Origin of the sequence: Saccharomonospora marina XMU15 (assembly GCF_000244955.1) — a bacterium.
GTDB lineage: Bacteria > Actinomycetota > Actinomycetes > Mycobacteriales > Pseudonocardiaceae > Saccharomonospora_A > Saccharomonospora_A marina.
This window is the reverse complement of record NZ_CM001439.1, coordinates 262,797-282,379: the sequence shown is the minus strand read 5'-3', so window position 1 is coordinate 282,379 and position 19,583 is coordinate 262,797. Positions and strand designations below refer to the sequence as shown.

1 protein-coding gene (only partly in view) is annotated in these 19,583 nt (G+C 68.9%); it reads right to left on the bottom strand.

Going from position 1 to position 19,583, the window contains the following annotated elements:
• Nucleotides 1-24: 24 nt before the first annotated feature.
• Nucleotides 25-19,583: the final stretch of an EndoU domain-containing protein gene (locus SACMADRAFT_RS01245; protein WP_009151954.1), read on the bottom strand. The gene runs 23,977 nt beyond the window's last position; the window shows 19,559 of its 43,536 coding nt (coding positions 23,978-43,536); the start codon falls outside the window, past its right edge — the gene reads right to left on this strand; the stop codon is at nt 25-27.

Below are 19,583 nucleotides of genomic sequence, written 5' to 3'. Positions count from 1 at the left end.
CGGGTGGCTTCCGGCCAAGAAGGTTCACGGCCGGTCGGGCTCGAAGGGCAGCGCGGGGAACAAGTGGGTGCCGACACTCAACAGGACGGTCTGCGGCGCGTCGTCGCCCTCGGCGCGCTCGATGTCGCCGGATTCGCCGACCACCGTGGCGCGACGGCGGTCGTGAGCCGGAAGATCGGTTCCGGGCGCTGTCCACTGCGGACGTAGGCGATGCTCGTTCAGGTAGCACTGCTGCTGCCGGGTCGGGGTGTTCGGATCACCGATCTGCGCCAGGAAGTCCGGTGGCACGGTGTCGTCCAAGGGTTCGGCACCGGGTAGCCGGCTCGCCTGCCACGCCCCGAAGGCCACGCCGTAGTGATACACCGCCGACCGGACCCGATCCCGAAACGCTCGGGGAGCGCGTGCGCCGGATCGCCGTGCCCCGGCAGCGCAACCTCGGTAGTAGCGATCCAGCACGAGATCGGTCGTGCGCTCGAGGCGCGGATGATTCGGGGCGGGCGGCAGCGGCGTCAGCGGCGGCAGGTACGAGGGTCGCACCCGCAGCCCGGTGAGCAGCCAGCCCGGGTCCAGTTCGACCACCTGCCTGCGCTGACCGCTCTCGTAGAGGTCGTGATCGAGCGCCAGGTCGGCAGCCAGCATTCGCAACGTGTCCAGCTCGGTGGGCGACGGTTGCACCGCGAGCCCGGCACGTCGCAGCAGGGCACGGAACCGCTCGACCTCCACGGGCTGTGCGGGATCGAAGCCGAACCACCCCGCGGCGGCGGCGAGCGGCTCGGCGCTTTCGGCCCGGTCACGCCACGTCGCGCCTGCCGGGGCGGCACGCAGGGCGGCCCTGCGTACCGTCGGGTTGTGGCCGAGTTCGGTGTGAATACCGACCACGTATGCCATCCCCCTTGCCTGCGCCGCGGCCACGGCGTCGGGGAACTCCTCGGCGCCGAAGAGGTCGAACAGCTCCCGCAGGTGCACGTCGCGACCGAACTCCAGCAGTCGACCGACGTCGAGATCCGGCAGCACGCGCCGCAACGCCGCGCGGAACTCCACCTCGTGCTCGGCCTGCCACCTCCGCTGCCGCAGCTGGTGTTCGGTGAGCAGTTCCTCGGCCGGGCGTGCCAGGCTGCTCGCCTGCTCGATGACCGCGTCCACGTCCACGCCCGCCCAGGCGGCCCGGATGGCGGCGTGGTTGCGCGCGGTGGCGACCACTTCGGTCAGCGGCCTACCCGTCAACTGCGCACGCTCCCACTCGGCCTCCAGGTCGAGCCGCTTCTCCCGCGCCGCCGCACGCAGCGCGTCCGGAAGCGATTCCTCTGCAGAAACGCCCTGTTCGTGTCGCACCCCGCCGTCGCCGGTCACCCGGAACCGGCTCACGTGGCCGTCCGAAGCGACGACCTCAAGGGCGACCTCGACGGCAGCCCGGTCGTCGAAGGACAGCTCGGCTGCCAGCTCCCTCGCCACCTCCACGGGGTCGGCCACCAGCTCGCCCGGGATCAACTCCGGTCGCGGCGCCGCCCATGGCTGGTCGGTCAGGTCGGTCACGGTCGCGGCGATGTCCGCCAGCAGACCGTAGTGTGGGCCGAGCAGGGTCGCCCACGACATCGCGTGTTCCCAGTCGTGCTCCTCCAGCGGGGCCAGCGCCGCACGGGCCGCGTTGATCGCTTCCTGCCTTCCCCGCTCCGCCGCGGCGAAAGCCACCCTGGCCGAGGCCAGTTCGGCACGCACCGGGTCGGGCGCCGGGTGCCGCTCGGCGGTGGCTCGTTGCGCCGCAACCAACCGCTCGCGTGCCGCCGCGAACGTCTCAGTGGTGCTCGCCAGTGTGGAGAAGACGGTCCTCGCCTGCTCGATGGCCGCCATGGTGTGGGCGCCTCCCGGCCGCTGCCCTCCGGTGATGTCCTGTGGTAGGGCGCGGGTGAGTTCGTCCAGGAAGCCGAGCACCTCAGCTGCGACCCCGTGCAGGTGCTCGGATTGAGCGGCGGCCTGGTCGCTCACCACCTTGAGCCGTGCCCCCGGTCGGGTCAGCCGTGGCAGTTCCGCGCGAGCCAGTCGCGCGAGTGCACGTCCCGGTCGTTGCGGGTCGTATTCCGGTGTTCGTGCCGCCCGCAGCAGTGCGGGCTCCACCCGCACCGGGTTCCGCTCGGCCTGCAGCCACCAGTCCCGCAGTGTGCGCCTGACCCGTTCCGCGAGCCGAGCCTCCCGCACCGGGTCGGTCGGCGACAGCCACGGCCGTGTGCCCTCCAGCCGCTGCCGCAGCCCACTCAGCTTGTGCTCCTCGATGGCGAGCAGGATGTCCGTCGGGTCGGTGGTCGTACCGAGCCTGCTGCGCCTGCCCGGCAGTCTCGGGCCGAGCGACTCGGTCAACTCGGCGGTGATCGCGAACCGGGCACGTACCCGCACCAGAACGAGCGGGCTGTGTTCCTTCAGTGCCTGGTCGCGCCGGTGTCCCGAGCGCGCGGATTCGCCGAGGCGGGACTCGGTGTAGCCGCGCCAGCTCGCCTTCTCGGAGTACGGAAGACCAGCGGCGGGAAGGGAACCGCCGGGCAGCCCGATCGTGCCCTTCACCGCGATCCCGCGAAAAACGTCGCGCCGCTGGGTCACGGTCTCGTCCGAGCGGTCCGACCTGCCGAAACCGACGTTGCCCGAGTAGTGACCGACCACTTCGAGCTGAGCCTGGCTCAGTTGTGCGTGGATGTCGACCAGTTGACCGCTGTCCTCGCCGACCTTGGCCACCGAGGTGGGCGTTCCGTCGGCGAGCATGCCCCAGAGCGTGCCCGCACGTGCCTGGCTGAACAGGTGCCGCAACCCCTCGGCGGCGCGTTGCGAGCCCGCGTACCCGAGCAGACCCCGCGTCGCACGAAGGGCGGCAGGCAGCAACACTTCCTGCGGCCTCCCCTCCACGAACGCCTGCCTGCGTAGCCCACCGAGATCGGTGAGCCTGCGCAGGTCGCTGCGCTGCTGCGGACCTGTGGCCTGCCCGTTGAGGAAGCTCGTCGGGTAGCTCAGCAGCGCCGTTCCGCGCGACGTCTCGGTAACCACTCGCGGGCGTCCCATGCCGACCCTGCCCAGCAGCGCGGCGAGTCGGCCCTTCGGCATCGGCCGCAGCGTCCAGGTGATGCGCTCTTCGAACCGCTGCTGGTACAGCACATCGCCTTCCCTGGCGAGCAGGGCTTCACTTCGCATCCTGGCACCGGACTCGGTGGAGCTCCATGCCGCGCCCTGGGTGCCGTAACCGTCGCCGGAAAGGTCCGCCGGACCAGCACCGTGTCCCGCGGTCGCGCCGAGCCTGGTGGCGACGACCCTCCCCTTCGTCCGGCTGCCGAACCGCCAGCTACGCGCGTGGTACTCGTCCCCTCGGTGCCAGGAGACGCCGAGCCGGCGCGGCTGGTCGACGGGGACGAGTTCGTAGCGGGCTTGGAGTTGCCGCCACCCGCGCTTGCCCATCCGCACCGGCCCGGAGTACAGCACGGTGCCCCCCTTTGCGGCCGCGAGCCGCTGGGTGTGCCGCAGGTTCGGCCCCTCGGCAAGCGCGTCCCGCAACTGGGCGACCACGCCGGGGCTGTCGACCAGCTCGGCCCGCAACCGCCGAAGCCCACGCAGTGCATTGGCGTACGGCGAGTCGGACTGGTCGGGCTCACCGGCCTGCGGTCGCCAGCCGGTGAACCGGAGCAGACCGGAGTAGGGCGGTGGGTTGTCCCGGTAGGTGGGCTCCGCGACGCGCCCATGCAGCAGCGAGTGTTCGAGCGTGTCCAGCAGGGCGGTGTCGCTCGCCGATTCGGCCACCTCCACCGCGGCGAACTGCTCCACGGCGCGCGAGACGAGCTGCCGGTCGATCGGCGTACCCGAGCCGAGGAGCTCGCGGGAGCGCCGCAGCACCGCGCCCGCCGCGACGAGCGGATCGAGCATGAGCTGTCCGGCCGCCATCCGCTCGGGCACACTCCGGTGCCCTTCGAACCATTGCCGCAGCGCGTCGTCGACGACGTCCGCCGGTAGCGCGTCCGCCAGCGCGTTGTCCGCTCGGGCGTAGAACTCCAGTGCCTGCGGCAGCGGGAGCACCCACTGGTAGGTCGCTCTCGCGGTAGGCCCCTCGGCGACCGGTCCGCTGACCTGGATTTCCAGCTCTGCCTCCAGCAGCACGGCCGAGACCGGTATCGCCCAGTCGGACTCCAGCTCGCCGCTCGGATCGGCCGCGACATCGATCGTCGTCGCCGTCGTCTCGCCCCCGGCGAAACCGGCGCCGGGACCGACCTCCGCGAAGAGCTTCCTGCGCTCGAGGACCTCGGATTGTCGCCCGCTGAGCCGAAATGCCTGGGAACCGCTCTCGACCTTGTCCAGCATCCGAATCGCACGGATGCGCTTCACCGCTGCCGTGAGTTCCGCCGTGCCCACCGGCACACCGTCGGACAGCATCGCCGGAACCCGCGCGAGCAGGTTGTGTTTGCCCAGTGCCGCCGTCACCGCCGCCCGGCGGCCGCCACCCGGGCGCGCAGGGTCGCCCAGCACCGCTTGCACTTGCTCCAGCAGCCCGTCGGTGTCGAGCCGGACCGGACTGCCGGCTGCCAGCAGCTCCAGCGGCACACCATCCGGCGTAGCAACCGCTGCCCCGCCCAGTTCCGCGACACGCAAGTCCGGAGTGGACAGATGTGCGTACTGGTCGCGAATCTCGACCGGCCCGGCAGCGGAGCCGACCACGGAGACGCGGAAGCTGACCGCCACCAGCAGTTCGGTGGTGCCACCGGCGTACTTCACGCGAGACCCGCCGAACTGCCAGGTGGTGTCGGCCCCGCGAACCCCGCTGGTCACCTCACGGCGACCCTTGCCCGAAAGGTAGGCGACTCCGAGCCGCCGGGTCCTGGCCGACTCCACCCGGTTGCTCACTCGCGCGCTGGCCATCACCGCGGCGACCGAGTGTCCGCGCTCGCGATGCCCGAGCACGATCCGATCAGTACTGTCCATAGTTGATTCGACAAGCAGCTCCGCGACTCGCTCCTCGCCCCGCTGTCCGGTTGCCCGGAACGGTATGCGCAGACCCTGTGCCGCCTCCGCAAGCCACAGCCCCGCTGTGTCCTCCGTGAACCCTTCGGCGATGGCGTCGGCCTGTTCCGGCGTGGCACCGTGCTGCGCGAGCAGCGTACGTACCGCCTGCCGCAGCGAGTGCAGGCCGGTGACCGCGTGGACCTTGTCCAGCAGGCCCGGGCCGTGCCGCAACGACCCGGCAGGGCCAACTCGTTCCTGCCCCGGTGGCGTCAGCCCGCCGTGCAACACGGGTACCACGTGAGTGTCCCAGGGCCTCTCACCGTGTTCGTCCACACGCACCACCCGGTGAACGTCCAGCACCGGTCGGCGCTCCACTCTCGTCAGCGGTTCACCACTTTCGTCGGTCACGAACTCGGCGCGACCGATCGCCAGCCCGTTCGCCGCGGCGACCTCGGCGGGTACCTGCACGTACGCCGCGCTGTCGAGCCGAATCGCCGTGCGAGCCTCGGCTCCCTCGGCCTCGCCGTGCGTTACGGTGATCGACGCGGGAACGTCGTAGGTGTGCTTGGGCCGGAAGGCCAGTTCCTCGGAGAAGACGTAGAACCCGTTGTCGAATCCCACGGCGCGCGACGAAACCCGGCCGCGCAGGTACTCGCCGGTGACGGCAACGCCACCGGCCATTCCCCACGCTCGACCGAGTCCGTGCCGATGAGTGACGCGCACGTGGCCGAACATGCTGGAAACGTGGCCGTAGTTGATCCACTTGGCTGCCTCGTGTGTCGGCCGCGCGCGGGCCCAGTCGAGTCGGATCCGCACGACCGGCCGGTGGATCGACCGGCCGCGGGAATCACGGATCTCCACCGGGTAGCCTTCGACCGGATCGAGCGCGTCGCGCATACCCGCGAACACGCCGTGCACCTGACGCACCACCTGTGCCCGGACGTCGGGGTCCGTTCGCGTCCAAACCGGCAGTGTTTCGAGCAAGGCATCGATCAGGTGAGTGACTCTGTCGAGACTGGACACTCGACTCTCTTTGCGTAGCTCGGCTTCGTCGCGGCGGCCGGTCCGGAACACCACAGGGTCGGTCAGTGGCCGCTGGTAGGCGTCCAGTACCCAGACGGGAAACCACTCGTTGCCGAGCGCCACCGCTTCGAGCTCGCCCGCAGCCACCCGGATTCTTGCCTCCGCTTCGATCTCGACGTCGTACATGGACACGTCTCCCCGAAGTTCGTGCCCCTGCCCGGACCTCGTCGTGGGCGACACCACGCTGGTTTCCACGTCGCTTCGTGTGTTGACACGCACGATCGGGTCCAACCCGACGTCGTGACCGGCGACCGCGAGCGTGACCGGAAGCTGTCCGATGTAGACGCGTTCGCCGTGGGAACCGCTGGTCGCGGCCGTTTCCGGCAACTGGACCTGCGATTCGCTCATCCGATCCAGCACGACTGGGGTGTGCACGCGCGAGGCCGACCGCATGCGGAACGCGAGGTCGACCTCGACCGGCCCGAACACCAGGCGGTGCCCGCCGGTGCGGAACAGCTTCGCGAACCACGGAAACAGCAGCCCGCTGAGCTCTGCGGCCGTCACGTCCGGCAAGCCGTGCCTGCTCAGCACCGGGTTCAGTTCGGCGGCGAGCGTTCTCAGGTGCGGGAGTTCGTCGCTGCCCGGCACCGAGGCCGCCAGTCCGGGCGCGCTCGGCTCCTCCACCGTGATCGCCACGTCCCCGGGCGGCCCGCCTTCGGTGAAGAACGGGTTACCGGAGGCTGGAGAACTCCCTTCGCCCAGGGAAGTTACAGGTGCATGCCCGTGGTCACCGTGGTAAACTTCTAGAGAACTTGGCTGGACAGAAGGAGATTCGACGTCATGAGTACCCGCACCGCTCGATGGTTCAGCCGTCGATGCGTACGGAGTGGCCTGGTCGTCGAAACTTCCGCCGTCGAAACTTCGCAAGCGCATGTGGAAAAGCTCGCTCATCGACGGGTTCGTGCCGTGCGCTCGCATGCCTGCGGAATCGTCAGCGTCACGCCGCGGAACGTGACCGTCGTCGACAGGGTGATCGGATCTCCGTTTTCGCCTTCCCGGAGGGATCTCCGGCTCGGGTGGCGGAACATCGCCCTGCCTGGCGCGAGGATGAGCCCGCGGTTCGCGCGGACGCACTAGACTTCTCCCCGCAGGCGCGGGGTCTCGCGCTACCGATGTCGCGGTATCACTTGGATCCTTGTTGTTCGGGCGCTGCGGTGACCCTCGCGGCGCCCGCTCGCCTCCTTTGTATTCGTCCGTATTGGACTGCGCTGAGGCATAGGGGACGGGCCCACCGTCGAGCCGGTCCCATCGCCCTGGGTCCACAATGTCCGGTGCGGGTGACCCCGCGTCGGCACCGGGCTGATCGGGCCGTGCGTCGGGCAGCACAGGGTGAACGACCGCATCTCCCGGTCGCCACAGGTCATGCGGCAGCGACTCGATCCCGATGGCCCCAGGCGGGGATCGCAGGTCGAGCCCGCCCTGGTCGTCGAGCCGCGGCACCAGGCCCGTGATCTCTGCGGCGTCAGTTCGCAGCAACAGCGGCAGCCCGGCATCCGCGAGCCTGCGCAGCAATGCCTCCAGGCCGGACGCCGACTCGGGTCGGCTCACAACCGTCCGGCTGCCGGACACCTCCGTGAGCAATCCGGCAAGCGTGCCCGCATCCTGGATGTCTCGGTGCGCCAGCGCCTGCTCGATCACCCGCATCCACCGGGGGGCCGGGGCGCCTTCGGTGTCCGGGGTGGGCAGCGCGGAGTTCACGGTGACGGTCGTCCTGCCCACCGGGCGAGCACCGGCCTCTCCCTCGGCCACCTCCGCCACGTGCAGCCGAACCGGCTGCGCTCCTGAGGCGTCGGGCGGGCCCGCGTCCACCTCCCGCACCAGGTCGGGCTGTGCACCGGCGACCGCCCACAGCACCTGGAACGCCGCCTCGCTGGCCATGCCCCCGGGTCCGGCGGACTCCAACCCGAGCGAAGCCCCGAACAGAGTCTGCGGCGCGGAATCCGGTGGCGTGCCGCCCGCGCGCGCAGCCAGCACGGCCCGGTCCAGATCGGCCCAGGTCCAGTGGTCCGGCAACCGATCCAGGTCCAGCCCGAAGTCGGCGAGCGCCTCGGCCAGCGGCCGAGGTTGCTCGTCGGTGAACCGCTCGCGCAATATCCGGATCGTCTCGGGCTGATACCAACCGGCGATCTGCGCGATCTCCAGGTAGACCAGCGCCTGCTTCCGGGTGTATCCGTCCAGCCGGGTCGCGAGGAACTGCGCGTACTGGTCGCGGTCCGGCGACAGCGGGGCGGAGTCGTAGGACAGGTGCAGGCGGACCCGTTCGCCGGCAAGGAAATTGCCGCGCCCGAACCAGGTTCGCGAGGTCGCGTTGACAGCCATTGAAACGCCCGCGCCCGCGGCCTGCACCCCAAAGCCGGTGGCACCGGCACCCCTGACGATCTCCGTGGCACTCCGGCTGGCAAGCCCACCGATGTTGCCCGCCCCCACATCCATGACGAGCAACTGCGACCGTCCCGGCACACCCGTCGAGCCGTTGTAGTACACGGCAGTCAGGACGCTCACCTGCTGCAGCAGAGATTCCACGTCGTCACCGATACCGATCGCGGCCGAATCGACCGAGTTGGGCCACAGCCGGGTCGGCTCTCCCGGTATGCCGGGCAGCAACCGCAGGATCAGCTGCTGCCGGTGTGCACCCTGCACCTTCGCGCCGATCTCCCACGGACCAGCGGCGGGCACCTTGTCGATGTAGAGGACGTACTCGCCGGGTCCGAGCTTCTCCACCTTGGACAAGTGCGGAATATCGTCGACCAGTGTGCCGTCAGCGAGCCGCCGCTCGAAAGCATCGATCATGCGTTCCGGTTCGGCAGCCGGGTCGGCGAGCAGACTCCGGAGCCGCTCGGCCTGCGCGGGGTCGTCGACATGCTGGTCTGTCAGCTCGAGCAGGGTCCGGTCCGTCTGGTGCAGCCGCCGTATGCCGTGCCGAACCCAGTCGTCCATGGCGCTCGCGGTGGCCGCACGCGGGTTCAGCTGCTTCTGCAGCGCCTGTGACTTTCGCTCGGCCGTCGCGCGAGTGGTGACGACCTGCATCGCGCCGTCGCCCGTGGCCGTGGCTACCCCGACCGCTTCCGGCCCGGCCGCAGCGGGGTTGTCGACGTTGACCCCGAAGTTCACGGCGCCGCTACCCATAGCGGTTCCGAACGCCTGGAGTGCCAGCTGACTCATCTCTCTGGGGTGCAGGTGCGCCTCACGGTCCAGAATGTCATCCAGCTTGGTGGCCAGCAGCTGGCGCATCTCATCGGCAGGCAGCCGCGGCTCGTCGTCGATCCACTGGCTGGGCAGCAGCATCGTGAACTTGCGGACGTCGAGTCGGCCGCGCGTCGTCACCGCAGCGTGCGTGACCATGGGCGAGATCGTCCCAGGCAGGTCGCCATCCACCTCGACCGCGATCCGCACCTCGTCAGGTAGCTTCGGCCTGCCGCGCTTCGGCTTCGCACTGATGACCACGACTGGCTTGCCGTCGGTGTCGTCGATCTCGACGGCCCGCACCTCGTCCCGGTTGGCGGCTCGCTTGGCCAGCTGTTCGGCGGCGACTCGGCGCAGTTCGGTGGCATCCGAGGGAACGAGTTCGGGTGTCGTGGCCTGGCTTGGTCGGTGCCGGTTCAGTTCCGCTTCGAGCGCATCCTGGCCGCGCACGGATGCGCCCAGAATCCGCAGCGACCGGTCGGCCATGTCCAGCAGGGCGGCGGGATCGAGCAGCGTCGCGAACATCTGGCGCTCTCGAATCGCCTCCGTCCACAGGACGTAGGCCAGCGCGAGGTGCTTGAAGTTGATGTACCGCGCCGTCATCCGCCCAGCCCGAGAGCCAAGACTCGCGGTGGCCAACGGCGTGATCATTTCGGGTGTACCGGCGAGCATTCCGAACGCACCTGCCATGGTGGCCTCCACGGGCCACATGGTGAGGTTTTCCCTCATGTACTTCGAGAAGCTTGGTTGCAGCCAGACCGTGGGCCCCTTGGCGATCACGTTGACGATCTGCGTGGCGAGCACATCCCAGATCGCGGCATCCGCAGCGGCGGTGCGTTGCAGGTTCGGAGCGAGCCCGATCCAGTAACGCAGCTCGGAACCCTCTACTCTGCCGCCCTTGAGCAGCTGGTAGGAATGCGGCGCGATGCCGAGGACCACTGCCGCTCGCAGGGTCTCGCCGCTGTCGAGTTCGATAACCAGCGTGCCGTACTCGGTGACGTCCGCGCCGGCAGCATCCTGCTGCGCGCCGCCAGGTGGCTCCCACGCGGCGCGGCGGATCCCTTCGATCGTTTTCGCCTGCTCCTGGTTCTGTATATAGGACTGCGGAAACGACTTGCTGTTCAGCAGGTCCGCCAGCCGCCGTCCGTGTGACTCCACGGCGGCGCCGAACGTGCTCAGTTCGGTGTCGTCGAGTTCGGCGCGCGACTCGTACGGCGCAGCGTCCGGCAGCTCGGTGTGGAAGACCTCCGCCGCAGGCGACAGCGACTGAACAGCCTTGTTGGCTCCTGTGGTGAGCAGTTCGATAGTCGGTCCGATTCCCCCACGCCACGTCGCCCGCAGCCGACGCATCTCGTTGGCTGCCTCGATCTGGTACGCGGCGCCGCGGTACCAGGTGAACGGCGAAACCACGCTGGACCACGCGTGGTACACGACCCGGCCGACCAGGAACACCTCGTTCACGCCCAGAGACCCCAGCCAGGATCCGGTGGCGCCTCCCGCGAGGCCCGTGAACCCGCCGCCCTCGCTCATCCATACGTTACGGGCGTAGGCCCCGATACCCGGCAATTGCGGCCGGTACTTGCCCACCTCGGCGCGCACGATCTCTCGTAGCGCGGCGTCCACCTCGTCCGGGCTCGCGTGCCGACGCACCTCGACGACGAGCTGACCACCCTCCACCCAACCGCCGGGGAATGCGTCCGACCTGCGCACGGCGGGCGCGTCGGCAGCATCGGTCACCACGAGCCGGATGGTGAACCCGGGACGGTATAGCCGACCCGACCACCAGCCGACCCTGACAATGTTGTGGAACTCCGGCTCGCTGGCCGCTACCGGATCGGGAAGCCGGTAGTGGGGGACGTCGAACGACAGCGCCGTGATCGGGAACTCGGTCAGCTGCTCGGTGCGAATCCGCTGCACGACCTTGCCGTACACATCGGTGAACGACCCGTCGGCGTAGTCACCTGCGTTCAACGACTGCAACGCGTAGGCGAGCCCTTCGGCAGGGTGCTCGCTGGCCTCCCGCAGTTCGGCGAGCAGGCGCAGCGCGGGCCAGATCCCCGGCCGACGACGGAATTTCTTGTGACGGAGCAACACATCGTCGAACTGCTTGAACCGGGTGTCGCTGCCGTCGAGGGCCACGCTGAGCCCGGCGCCCTGGTTGTCGGCGGAACCGTCGCCATGGATGAGCTCACGCAGCCGCGACTCGACCTGGTGCAATTCGGCGGCGAGCCGGCGAATCCGCGCAGGTACGCCGGGGGCAAGGCGCAGGTGGGCGAAATCGCCCGAACGTCGTCCGGAGTATCCGGCCGTTCTCAACTCACCGGCCAACCGGCCGTGCTCGTCGGCCAACTCCAGTGCCCGCTCCATGATCGCGAGGTCCCGCTCGGCCAGCTTGTCGAGCGCAGGCAGGCCACCGGGATCGGGGACGCCACGAAACAGTCGGGGGGCGTCCGTAGCGGGATCGGCCGATTCGGCGTCCCCGGCGAGGAAACGGAAGCGTGCGTTGACTTCCGCCAGCGCCTGCGCCCGGTCGAGGAACAGTGCGGCGGCGGCGTCGAACGGTGCGCGCAGTTCTTCGGCTCGGGCCAGCGCCGCCTCGACGGGCTGCCGTTTCGCGCTTTCCTGTTCGCTACCGGCGATGGCCGCCTCGGCATCGTCCAGTGCGGCCTTTCGGTGCTGGTAGTGGTCAACGAGGTCGTCGGTGACCTCGGCGAGGCGGCGGTAGCCCTCGGCGAGCGCGCTCTGTACGGGAGCGAGGCCCTCACTCATGGGCTGGAGGTGTTCGTCGGCACGCTGCCGCAATCGATCTGCCAATTCCGTGACGCGGGGACCGAGCGCGTCGAACAGCCCTGCTACCGGACCGGCCAGCTCCCCCGCCCGCAGCAGCGCATCGTTGAGCTGTTCCTGCTCAGCGCGCACCGTGGCGTCCTTGATCAGCCTCGTCGCCTCGGCGAGTTGGAACCAGCCGCGTCGCTGCGCTTCCAGGAGGACGGCTACTTCACGGACCTCCTCCAGTTGCCGCCGCTCGGCCGCGACCTGAGCCGGCGCGGGTGGTCCCTCGTCCGGCTGCCCGGCAGGCGCCGGAGGCTGCCCGGGCATGGCCGGTCGGGATGGCGCGGGTGGCTGCTGCGGCGTTGGTTCGAGTGCCAGCTCGGTCAACACGTCGCGTTCGGCGAATCCGCTGGTGATCACCGCGCCGGGCAACTGGCCCACGAGCCACGCCGCGAACCGCGGACCGTGCCTGTGGACGGCCGCCGCGACATGTTGCACCGCGTCGGTCGGGATGGGTTCCGGCCAGGGCTGTCCAGCGGGCAGACCGTAGTAGTAGCGCTCGATCAGCAAACGCGCGGTTCGCGTCAAGCGGATCTGCTCGGCTTCCCCAAATCGCTCGATCTCGGCCAGCGCGCCAGGCACGAAGTCGGCTGCCGAGCCGGGTATCAGCGCCGCGGGCTCGACCTCTGGCGGGCGCACGTGGAAAGCATCGGCCAGCCATGCCGGGTCCGACTCCACGAATCGGCGCCGTTCCTCGGCCGCCCACCTTCCCCGCAGGAGCAGGTCAGCTGCGATCTGCCGCAGCCGCAGCAGCTCGGCCTGGTCCGGCTGAACCGGAAGCCCGAGCCGTGCGAGCAGGCTGGTGAACTCGGCTGTGGTGAACCCGAACCAGTGGGCCGCCTCCTCGACCCGGCGTGGCGCGGCTAAGGCATCCGGCTCGGTCAGTGCGGACCGCAGACCGTCACGAACGGTCTCGCCACGCGCGGCCACCTCGGGCGGGTCGGACCAGGCGAGTCCTGACCACTGCTCGTACAGTCCGCGCAGCCGTTGCGACCCATGCGTGAGCTGGACCGCCAGCGCCAGCGCCAGGTCCTGGCCGAAGTGGTGGTACAGGTCCGCCACGTCGATGTCCGCTTCGGATGCGAGCCAGCGGTACACCGTGTCGGCATCCAGGGTGGCCAGCGCATCCAGCAGTTGCTCCGGTGACTGCGCAACCGTGAGGTCGCCTGCCCTCGACGGGCCCGCTGTGGTGGGCGTGAACTGGGTCTCGGCATCAGCTCCCGATACCCGGGCGCCTACAGCTTCGCCAGTTCCACCGTCGGAAGTTCCAGTGCGTCCAGCGCCAGCCACAATGCCCGCCGCTGCTGCTGCGTCACCGGAATCTCCTCGCGCAGCAACAGTCCCAGCGTGGCCGTCACCAGTTCCTCCCAGTCCCCGGTCTCCGCCACTGCCTCCAGCGCCCGCAGCTCCCGATCCGGGACGCGGCCGCGCAGCAGCTCCGGCAGGCTCTCGGCCGTTCCCTCCAACTCGGCCTCGGTCAGGCTCGACACCTCCGGCAGGTTCGACAGCAGCTGCCGCAGCCCCGCCACCCGCTCGCCCGCCCCGAACGTCTCCAGCAGCTCGACCAGCTGCGCCCGTTCCCGCGTCGTCACCGGCTCCGGCCGGGTCCGCAGGCCCCGCAGCAGGCTCTCCACGGCCAGCAGCCACTCGCCCACGTCCCGGTACCGGGTCGCTTCGGCCAGGCTCGTCGCGTCCAGCCGGTCGGCGAGCCGCTCCGGCAGCGTCGCCATCCGGCGAGCGATCCCTACCTCGTCGAGGACCATTACCGCTTTCCTCCCGTAAAGGCCAAGCGGGTCCGTCCGAAGGCGGCCCCACCCAGACCTTCGTAACCCTACCGTCGGAGTCGAGCTCGATCGTGAGTTCGACTCCATCATGAACCGTGTGCAGTAGCCAAAGCGGCGTGTCGCCCTCGACGCGGTTCAGCGCATCACCGCGTCGCAACGCCGCCTCCCCCGCCTCGGTGATCGAGGCCACCACCGTGGCCTCGTCGACCGACCAGTGAGCGGGCAGCTTCGCCACCCCTGGCCGGGTACTGTGCGCACCGATGCTGTGAAAGATCCTGCGGGCCACCTTCATGGTCAGCACGACCCGCTCCGGCGGTTCGTGTCTCACGGCCGGCCTCGACTCGGGTATCGGGTTGCGCACGACGCCCGGGCCGCTCTCCGGGTAGGCCGCGATGATCGTGCCGTCCAGTTCAACGACTACGACTATTTTGACGCCTTCCGGGGATCCGGTGACCACCCAACGCGGCGACCCGCCTTCGTAGCGTGCATCCTCGAGTTCTGCCTGGTCGGGTCGCCGGGCGACATCGAGGATTTCGGCGACGATGCGGTCGTCCGACCATCCGACGGGGAACTCGCTCTTCCCCGGCTTGCCCGTGCCGGGACGGTGTCCGCCACCGGTCGCGTCACCGTCGAGGATGTGCGTACGCCGCTCGGCGGAGAGGGTGATCGAACCCGGATCTGGCGGGGACGGAGGCTCCCCCGCGTCGGGCTCGCGCGGAGGAGCAGCCCGCGGCGCGATGGCAGGGAAGGTGTCCGGTACGCGCTCGGAAGGGGACTCACCCGTTTCGGACACGTTGTCCGGTGGTGGGGCATCCGACGGCTCCGGTTGCGTCCCAACGGGCAACACCTCGAGCCCGAGACCACGCAGTGCGGAAAGCTGCTGCCTCAGCCAACCGAGTTCACTGGCGACCGTAGCGGGTTCGGCTCGTTCGACCGCCTGCTCCAGCCGTTGCGCCATCGCACGAGCTTGTTCCAGGTAGTCGATGCGGACCTGGCGATGCTCCTCCGAAACGCCCGTGTGCGTGCGGACGTCCTGCGAGAGTGTCTCCACACGTTCGATTACCCGTTGCGGCAAAGACGGGTAGCTCGATCCGACCTGTCCGTGTACGCGGGCGACGAGGTCGACAATATGGCCAACAGTGACACCGTCGGGCTCGACAAAGGTGTCGTAAGCCTGCCGTGTGATCCATGTCGGGAGGTGGCGGTGCGACAGCGCCGCCTCGAGCAACGCCTGACCCGCTCGCCGGTCGTGCTGAGCTTCCGTGAGGAAGAGCTCGGAGAGCGGGCCGCCCGGCACGGCAAGGTATGTCCAGCCTGCTCGCTGTTGCACCGCCTGCACGAAAACCGCCTCGGCGAGAAATCTCAGCTTCGGCGGCAGCTTCGGGATCGCTTTGAGCCACCGATCCAAGCCGGCATCGCTACGCTGCGCGACCTGGTGTGCCGCCTCGATCAATTCGGCAAGGGAACTGTTCGCCGCCAGCAGGGACCGCAACCGTTTCCAACTCTGGTCAATTTCCTTCACCTGCTGGGCATCGAACAGTGTGTGTGCCGCGTCGGGAGCCACTTGGCTGAACCATTCGAACCAGCTCGGCAGCAGATTCCACATAGTGTGGAAGGAACTGGACCAGTAGTGCGCGGAAGTGCCCTTGGCTGTCGGGTGAACAAGCTGCTGCTCGAAGAACCCGACGAGCTCGGACAACAGCTCGAACGGTCCGAGCCCGCTTGCGGTTCGGTTGGGCCTCAAAGTGATAGCGGTGACGCCGTCCACGTCCGTCTCGACCGCTGCCCCGCTGGTACTCAGTCGCGCGACACCGGTGGCACGGTCGAGCTCAACCCGCGGTTCCTCGGTCGGATAGTGACCCGGCCGTCCCAGTACCGGTACCAACGCACCATCCGGTGTGACCCTTGCGAGTTCGTCGCCTTCCACCAGGATGCCAACCTGCCCGGTCGCACGGTCGACCGTGATCCGTGTCAGGTCATTGGCCAGGTGAACACTCGCCGAACTCTCGTCGGTCGTAATCCGGGTGCCAGGACCACCCGCACCCGTGTCCAACCCTTCGCCGAAGTCCGCCAGCGTGAACGAATGCTTTCCGGGCGGGTAGAAGCGCTCAACGCCGTCCGCATCGGTCACCGTGATGGAACCATCTCGACCGATCCGAACTCGAGAGCCACGGGCGGGTCCACCCTCCGCCGTAACGGTGACCGACCCGTCCCTGCCGACCACTACCCGAGGCGGGTCGGCAGGCATGTCCACGCCCAGTACAGCACCAAGGTCGACGCCGTTCGGCCGCTCCTGTCCGTTACCGCCGCCCTGCTCTATCGCGTAAAGAGCACCGAGGTCGGCGAGCATCTCCTCCGCACTGTCCAAGGTGTACCAGGGCAGCTGGTGGTAGGGCAACGTCCTGATCTCTTCGTACAACCGAAGCCACCGCGGGTTGTCGCTCAGCCTCTGTTCAGCCGCCGACGGTACGTTCGCGACGGTGATTCCGTGGGTCAGTTCGTGAGCCGGGGTCAGGAAGCCCAGGTACGACCTACTGGTGAGCGAACCCGGCGCCGGATTCCACAGGTAGCTGAGTCCGGTGAACTGACCATCCGAAGAAAGAGAAGCATGCCCGGTCCAGCCGATCACGATCTCTCTACCGCTGCGGTCCTGGACGCCCGCCCCGGACGGCCAATGCTGGTCATGCCCGTCGTGTAGAGCGGCGAACCTCGCTCGCTGTCCGGAGCCGAGATACTCGACCAGCCCGCTACCCACCTGAATGCGGCCACCGACGCCGTTGAGCCAAGCCGAGTTCCGCTGGTGAATCCAGGCGGGCAACTGGGCGAGAACACGCAGGTGCAGGTAGGTCGAAGGGCCGGGGCGGGGACCGATCACCAGTGCCTCACCGTAGAAGGAGCGCAGCCACGCCAGATTGTCCCGCCAGTCCGACGGCCCGACTCGGTACTTGTCGGCCTGCGCCGCCTCCTCCCGCAGCAGTTCGAGCCTGTCGAACAGGTTCTGCCCGACCGCGGCGAACAACGTGTCCGGAGTCGGGTCAGTGACCGGATTCAACCGCAGGAACTCGACATAACCCTCGGTCTCGCCTGCCACCTCGTCCCGGGTAAGGCCGGTTGCCTCTTGGAGCCCCCGATACAGAGCCGCGAGCAGCACCTGCGACCGGTCGTCAAAGCGCGGTCGACCCTGATCGTCCCTCACGACTCCCAGTTCGGCGATGGCGGCATAGCTGGGCCCCAGTGGGTCAAGCAAGAACGGGTCCGACGCACTTCGCAGCGCGCGCTCGTTCGCCCCATCCGGGCGCCAGAGGAACCCATCCGCCAGTTCCCGGCCGGCCTGCGCGGACTCCGCAGGCCAGGCAACCGGCTGATCAGGCTGCAAATCGTGCAGCATGTCACGCAGCCGGTCATCGGCTTCCAGTTCATTACGCAACCGCTGGTTGTAGGTCCGGAACGCTGCGCTCAGTTCGGTGAGTTTGGCGGCTGCGTCGACCACGTCGGCGGTAGACCTGACCGTTGCCGCGGCTCGTGCGTACTCCTCGACCTGTTTACCGGTGTCCAGAATCGCTTCGCGCATTCGCCGCGCGAGTTCTCCGGCTCGCACCCACCTGCCATCCGTAGCCGCCGCCTGGTCGACCCTGCGCCACATAACTTCGAGCGACGCCACCGCGTGCCACGCGTGCCACGCAGTGCGGTGTTGCTCCGGCGGTGGTGGCCCGGCCCATTCCTCAGCGGTGGAAGGTACGGGATTACTCAACTCGGCTGCCGTGCGCGCCCTGGCCACTGCTTCGTTGATACGTTTAGCTGTCTCCACCCGGTCCTGGTGTGCTTCAGCGGTTCTCTTGGCTCGCTCGTACTCCAGATGTGCTTGGCTGACCGCCAGTCTCGCTTCGGCTATCCGCTTGTCGACCTCGGCTTGATCCGCGATCGCCATTCCAGCAAGCCCGTTGGTTCGCCGCCGTTGGCGTAGCGCATCAGCCAACCGTACTTTCGCGATCTCCACATTCGCGGCATGCTGAGCCAACCACACGATCGCGTCCAAATTTGCCGAAACCCGATCCGCGACGATCGCCCGCAAGTCGGCGATCGGAGACTCGGCGGCGTGCTCAGCATTGGCGCGACCACGGGCGTAGGAAGCTTCGATCGCCGCGAGGTTCTCCGAGGTCGCCTGGTTGAGCCGTCGCGCGTATTCAATGACGGCGAACTCGGCCGCCAGCCACATCTCTGCAAGGACGTCACCCGGCAGTTCCTTCGCCTGCGATGCGTTCGACCGGAGCGTCGACAGCTGCTCGACAGGCACGTGATGCGCGAGAGCGACCGACGTTCGCGCCGCCTCGTCGACGAGGCCCATCGCGGTGACGAACTCGTCGGCGTCCAGCGGCATACTGATGTCGGCTGGCACCTTCCTGGTGTGGTTGAACCCGGCCATCGGGCTGTTGCGCTCATGCCGATCCGGGCCCATGCTCGGCTCGACCACCGGGCGGCCGTCGCGCAGCGCCTCGACAACGTTCTTCGAATGCCACGCCGTCTCCCCAGTCAATGGGTAGCGCCACTCGACCAGCGCGTCCAGCTCCGACGGCTGCGTCCGAAGCTCCCGGACGAGGTCGGCCAGCCCGGCAGGAAGCGGCCCATCCAGTCCGGCCGCCCAGGCCAGCATCGCACGGTGATGTGCCTTCTCCCGCTCCAGCATCACGCGGTGTACCGCGTCCGTCCAAGAGCTCTCCGACGACCAATCCAACGCCGCCACAGCGTCGGCGAACGATCCGGACAGCAGCGTCGCCAGTTCCTTGACCAGCGTCGCCGCCACGACACCGACCTCGTCGCCGACCCGCAGCCCCACTCGCCCGGAACCCCATTCCACAAGGCCCGACACACCCAGGTACGGCCGCAACCGCAACCGGGCCGCCTGCGCCTGCTCACCACTACCGAACGGGAAGGCCTCAGCGATCCCGCGCGGACTCAACTCGAAGGCACCGGAAAGCACCTCGTCTATCAGCTCCTCCAGTGACTCCGGGGTCACCCATGCCAGCCCCGCACCCCTCAGGTGCTCGGCAAGCCCGCGCACACCGCGCTTGGCGAACTCACCGATCTCGCGTCTGGCCGCGTCGTCCAACCGCGACACGGCTTGATCGGTCTCACCGGAAGCCACCGACGGATTGGCGTCGGCCTGCCCGGCGGGTGCCACGCCGTCGCCCAGCCCGTGCACGCGGTGCAGATATTCTGCGAGGTCCGCGGGAGTGGCGTCCAGCAACCAGTGCGCGCCGGTCAGCGCATACCGCAGCCGGATCGGCAGCCCCGGCTCCGGCTCGGCCATTCGCTGCCGCGTCACGGCGTCCAACTCCGACGCGACGAACCGGACGGCCGCCTGCTCCATACGCAACGCCCGGTAGGCGCGGTCGAAGTCGGTTGGTTGGCCCGCTGATCCCAGGAACTTCTCGGCGGCCGTCCGATCGGCCAGCCAGGAGAGTTGGTGAACGACGATGCCGAGCGCGTCCAGCAGCGAGATGCCTTCGACCACGATGAAGCCAGGCCTGTCCCGGCCCGTCGCCGACGGGTCCTCGACCACCCTGGTGAGGTGCCGGAATGCCTCGGCAACCGGGTCGTTCTCTGCCTCCTGCCGGTCCGTGACCGACAGGTCGTCGAGGCGGTCCGTCCAGCCCAGTACGCGCTCGGGCAGTGCTCCGGCGACCACCATCCGACTCAGCCAGCCACGCAACTGGGCCTGGCTGAACGCGTCCAGCC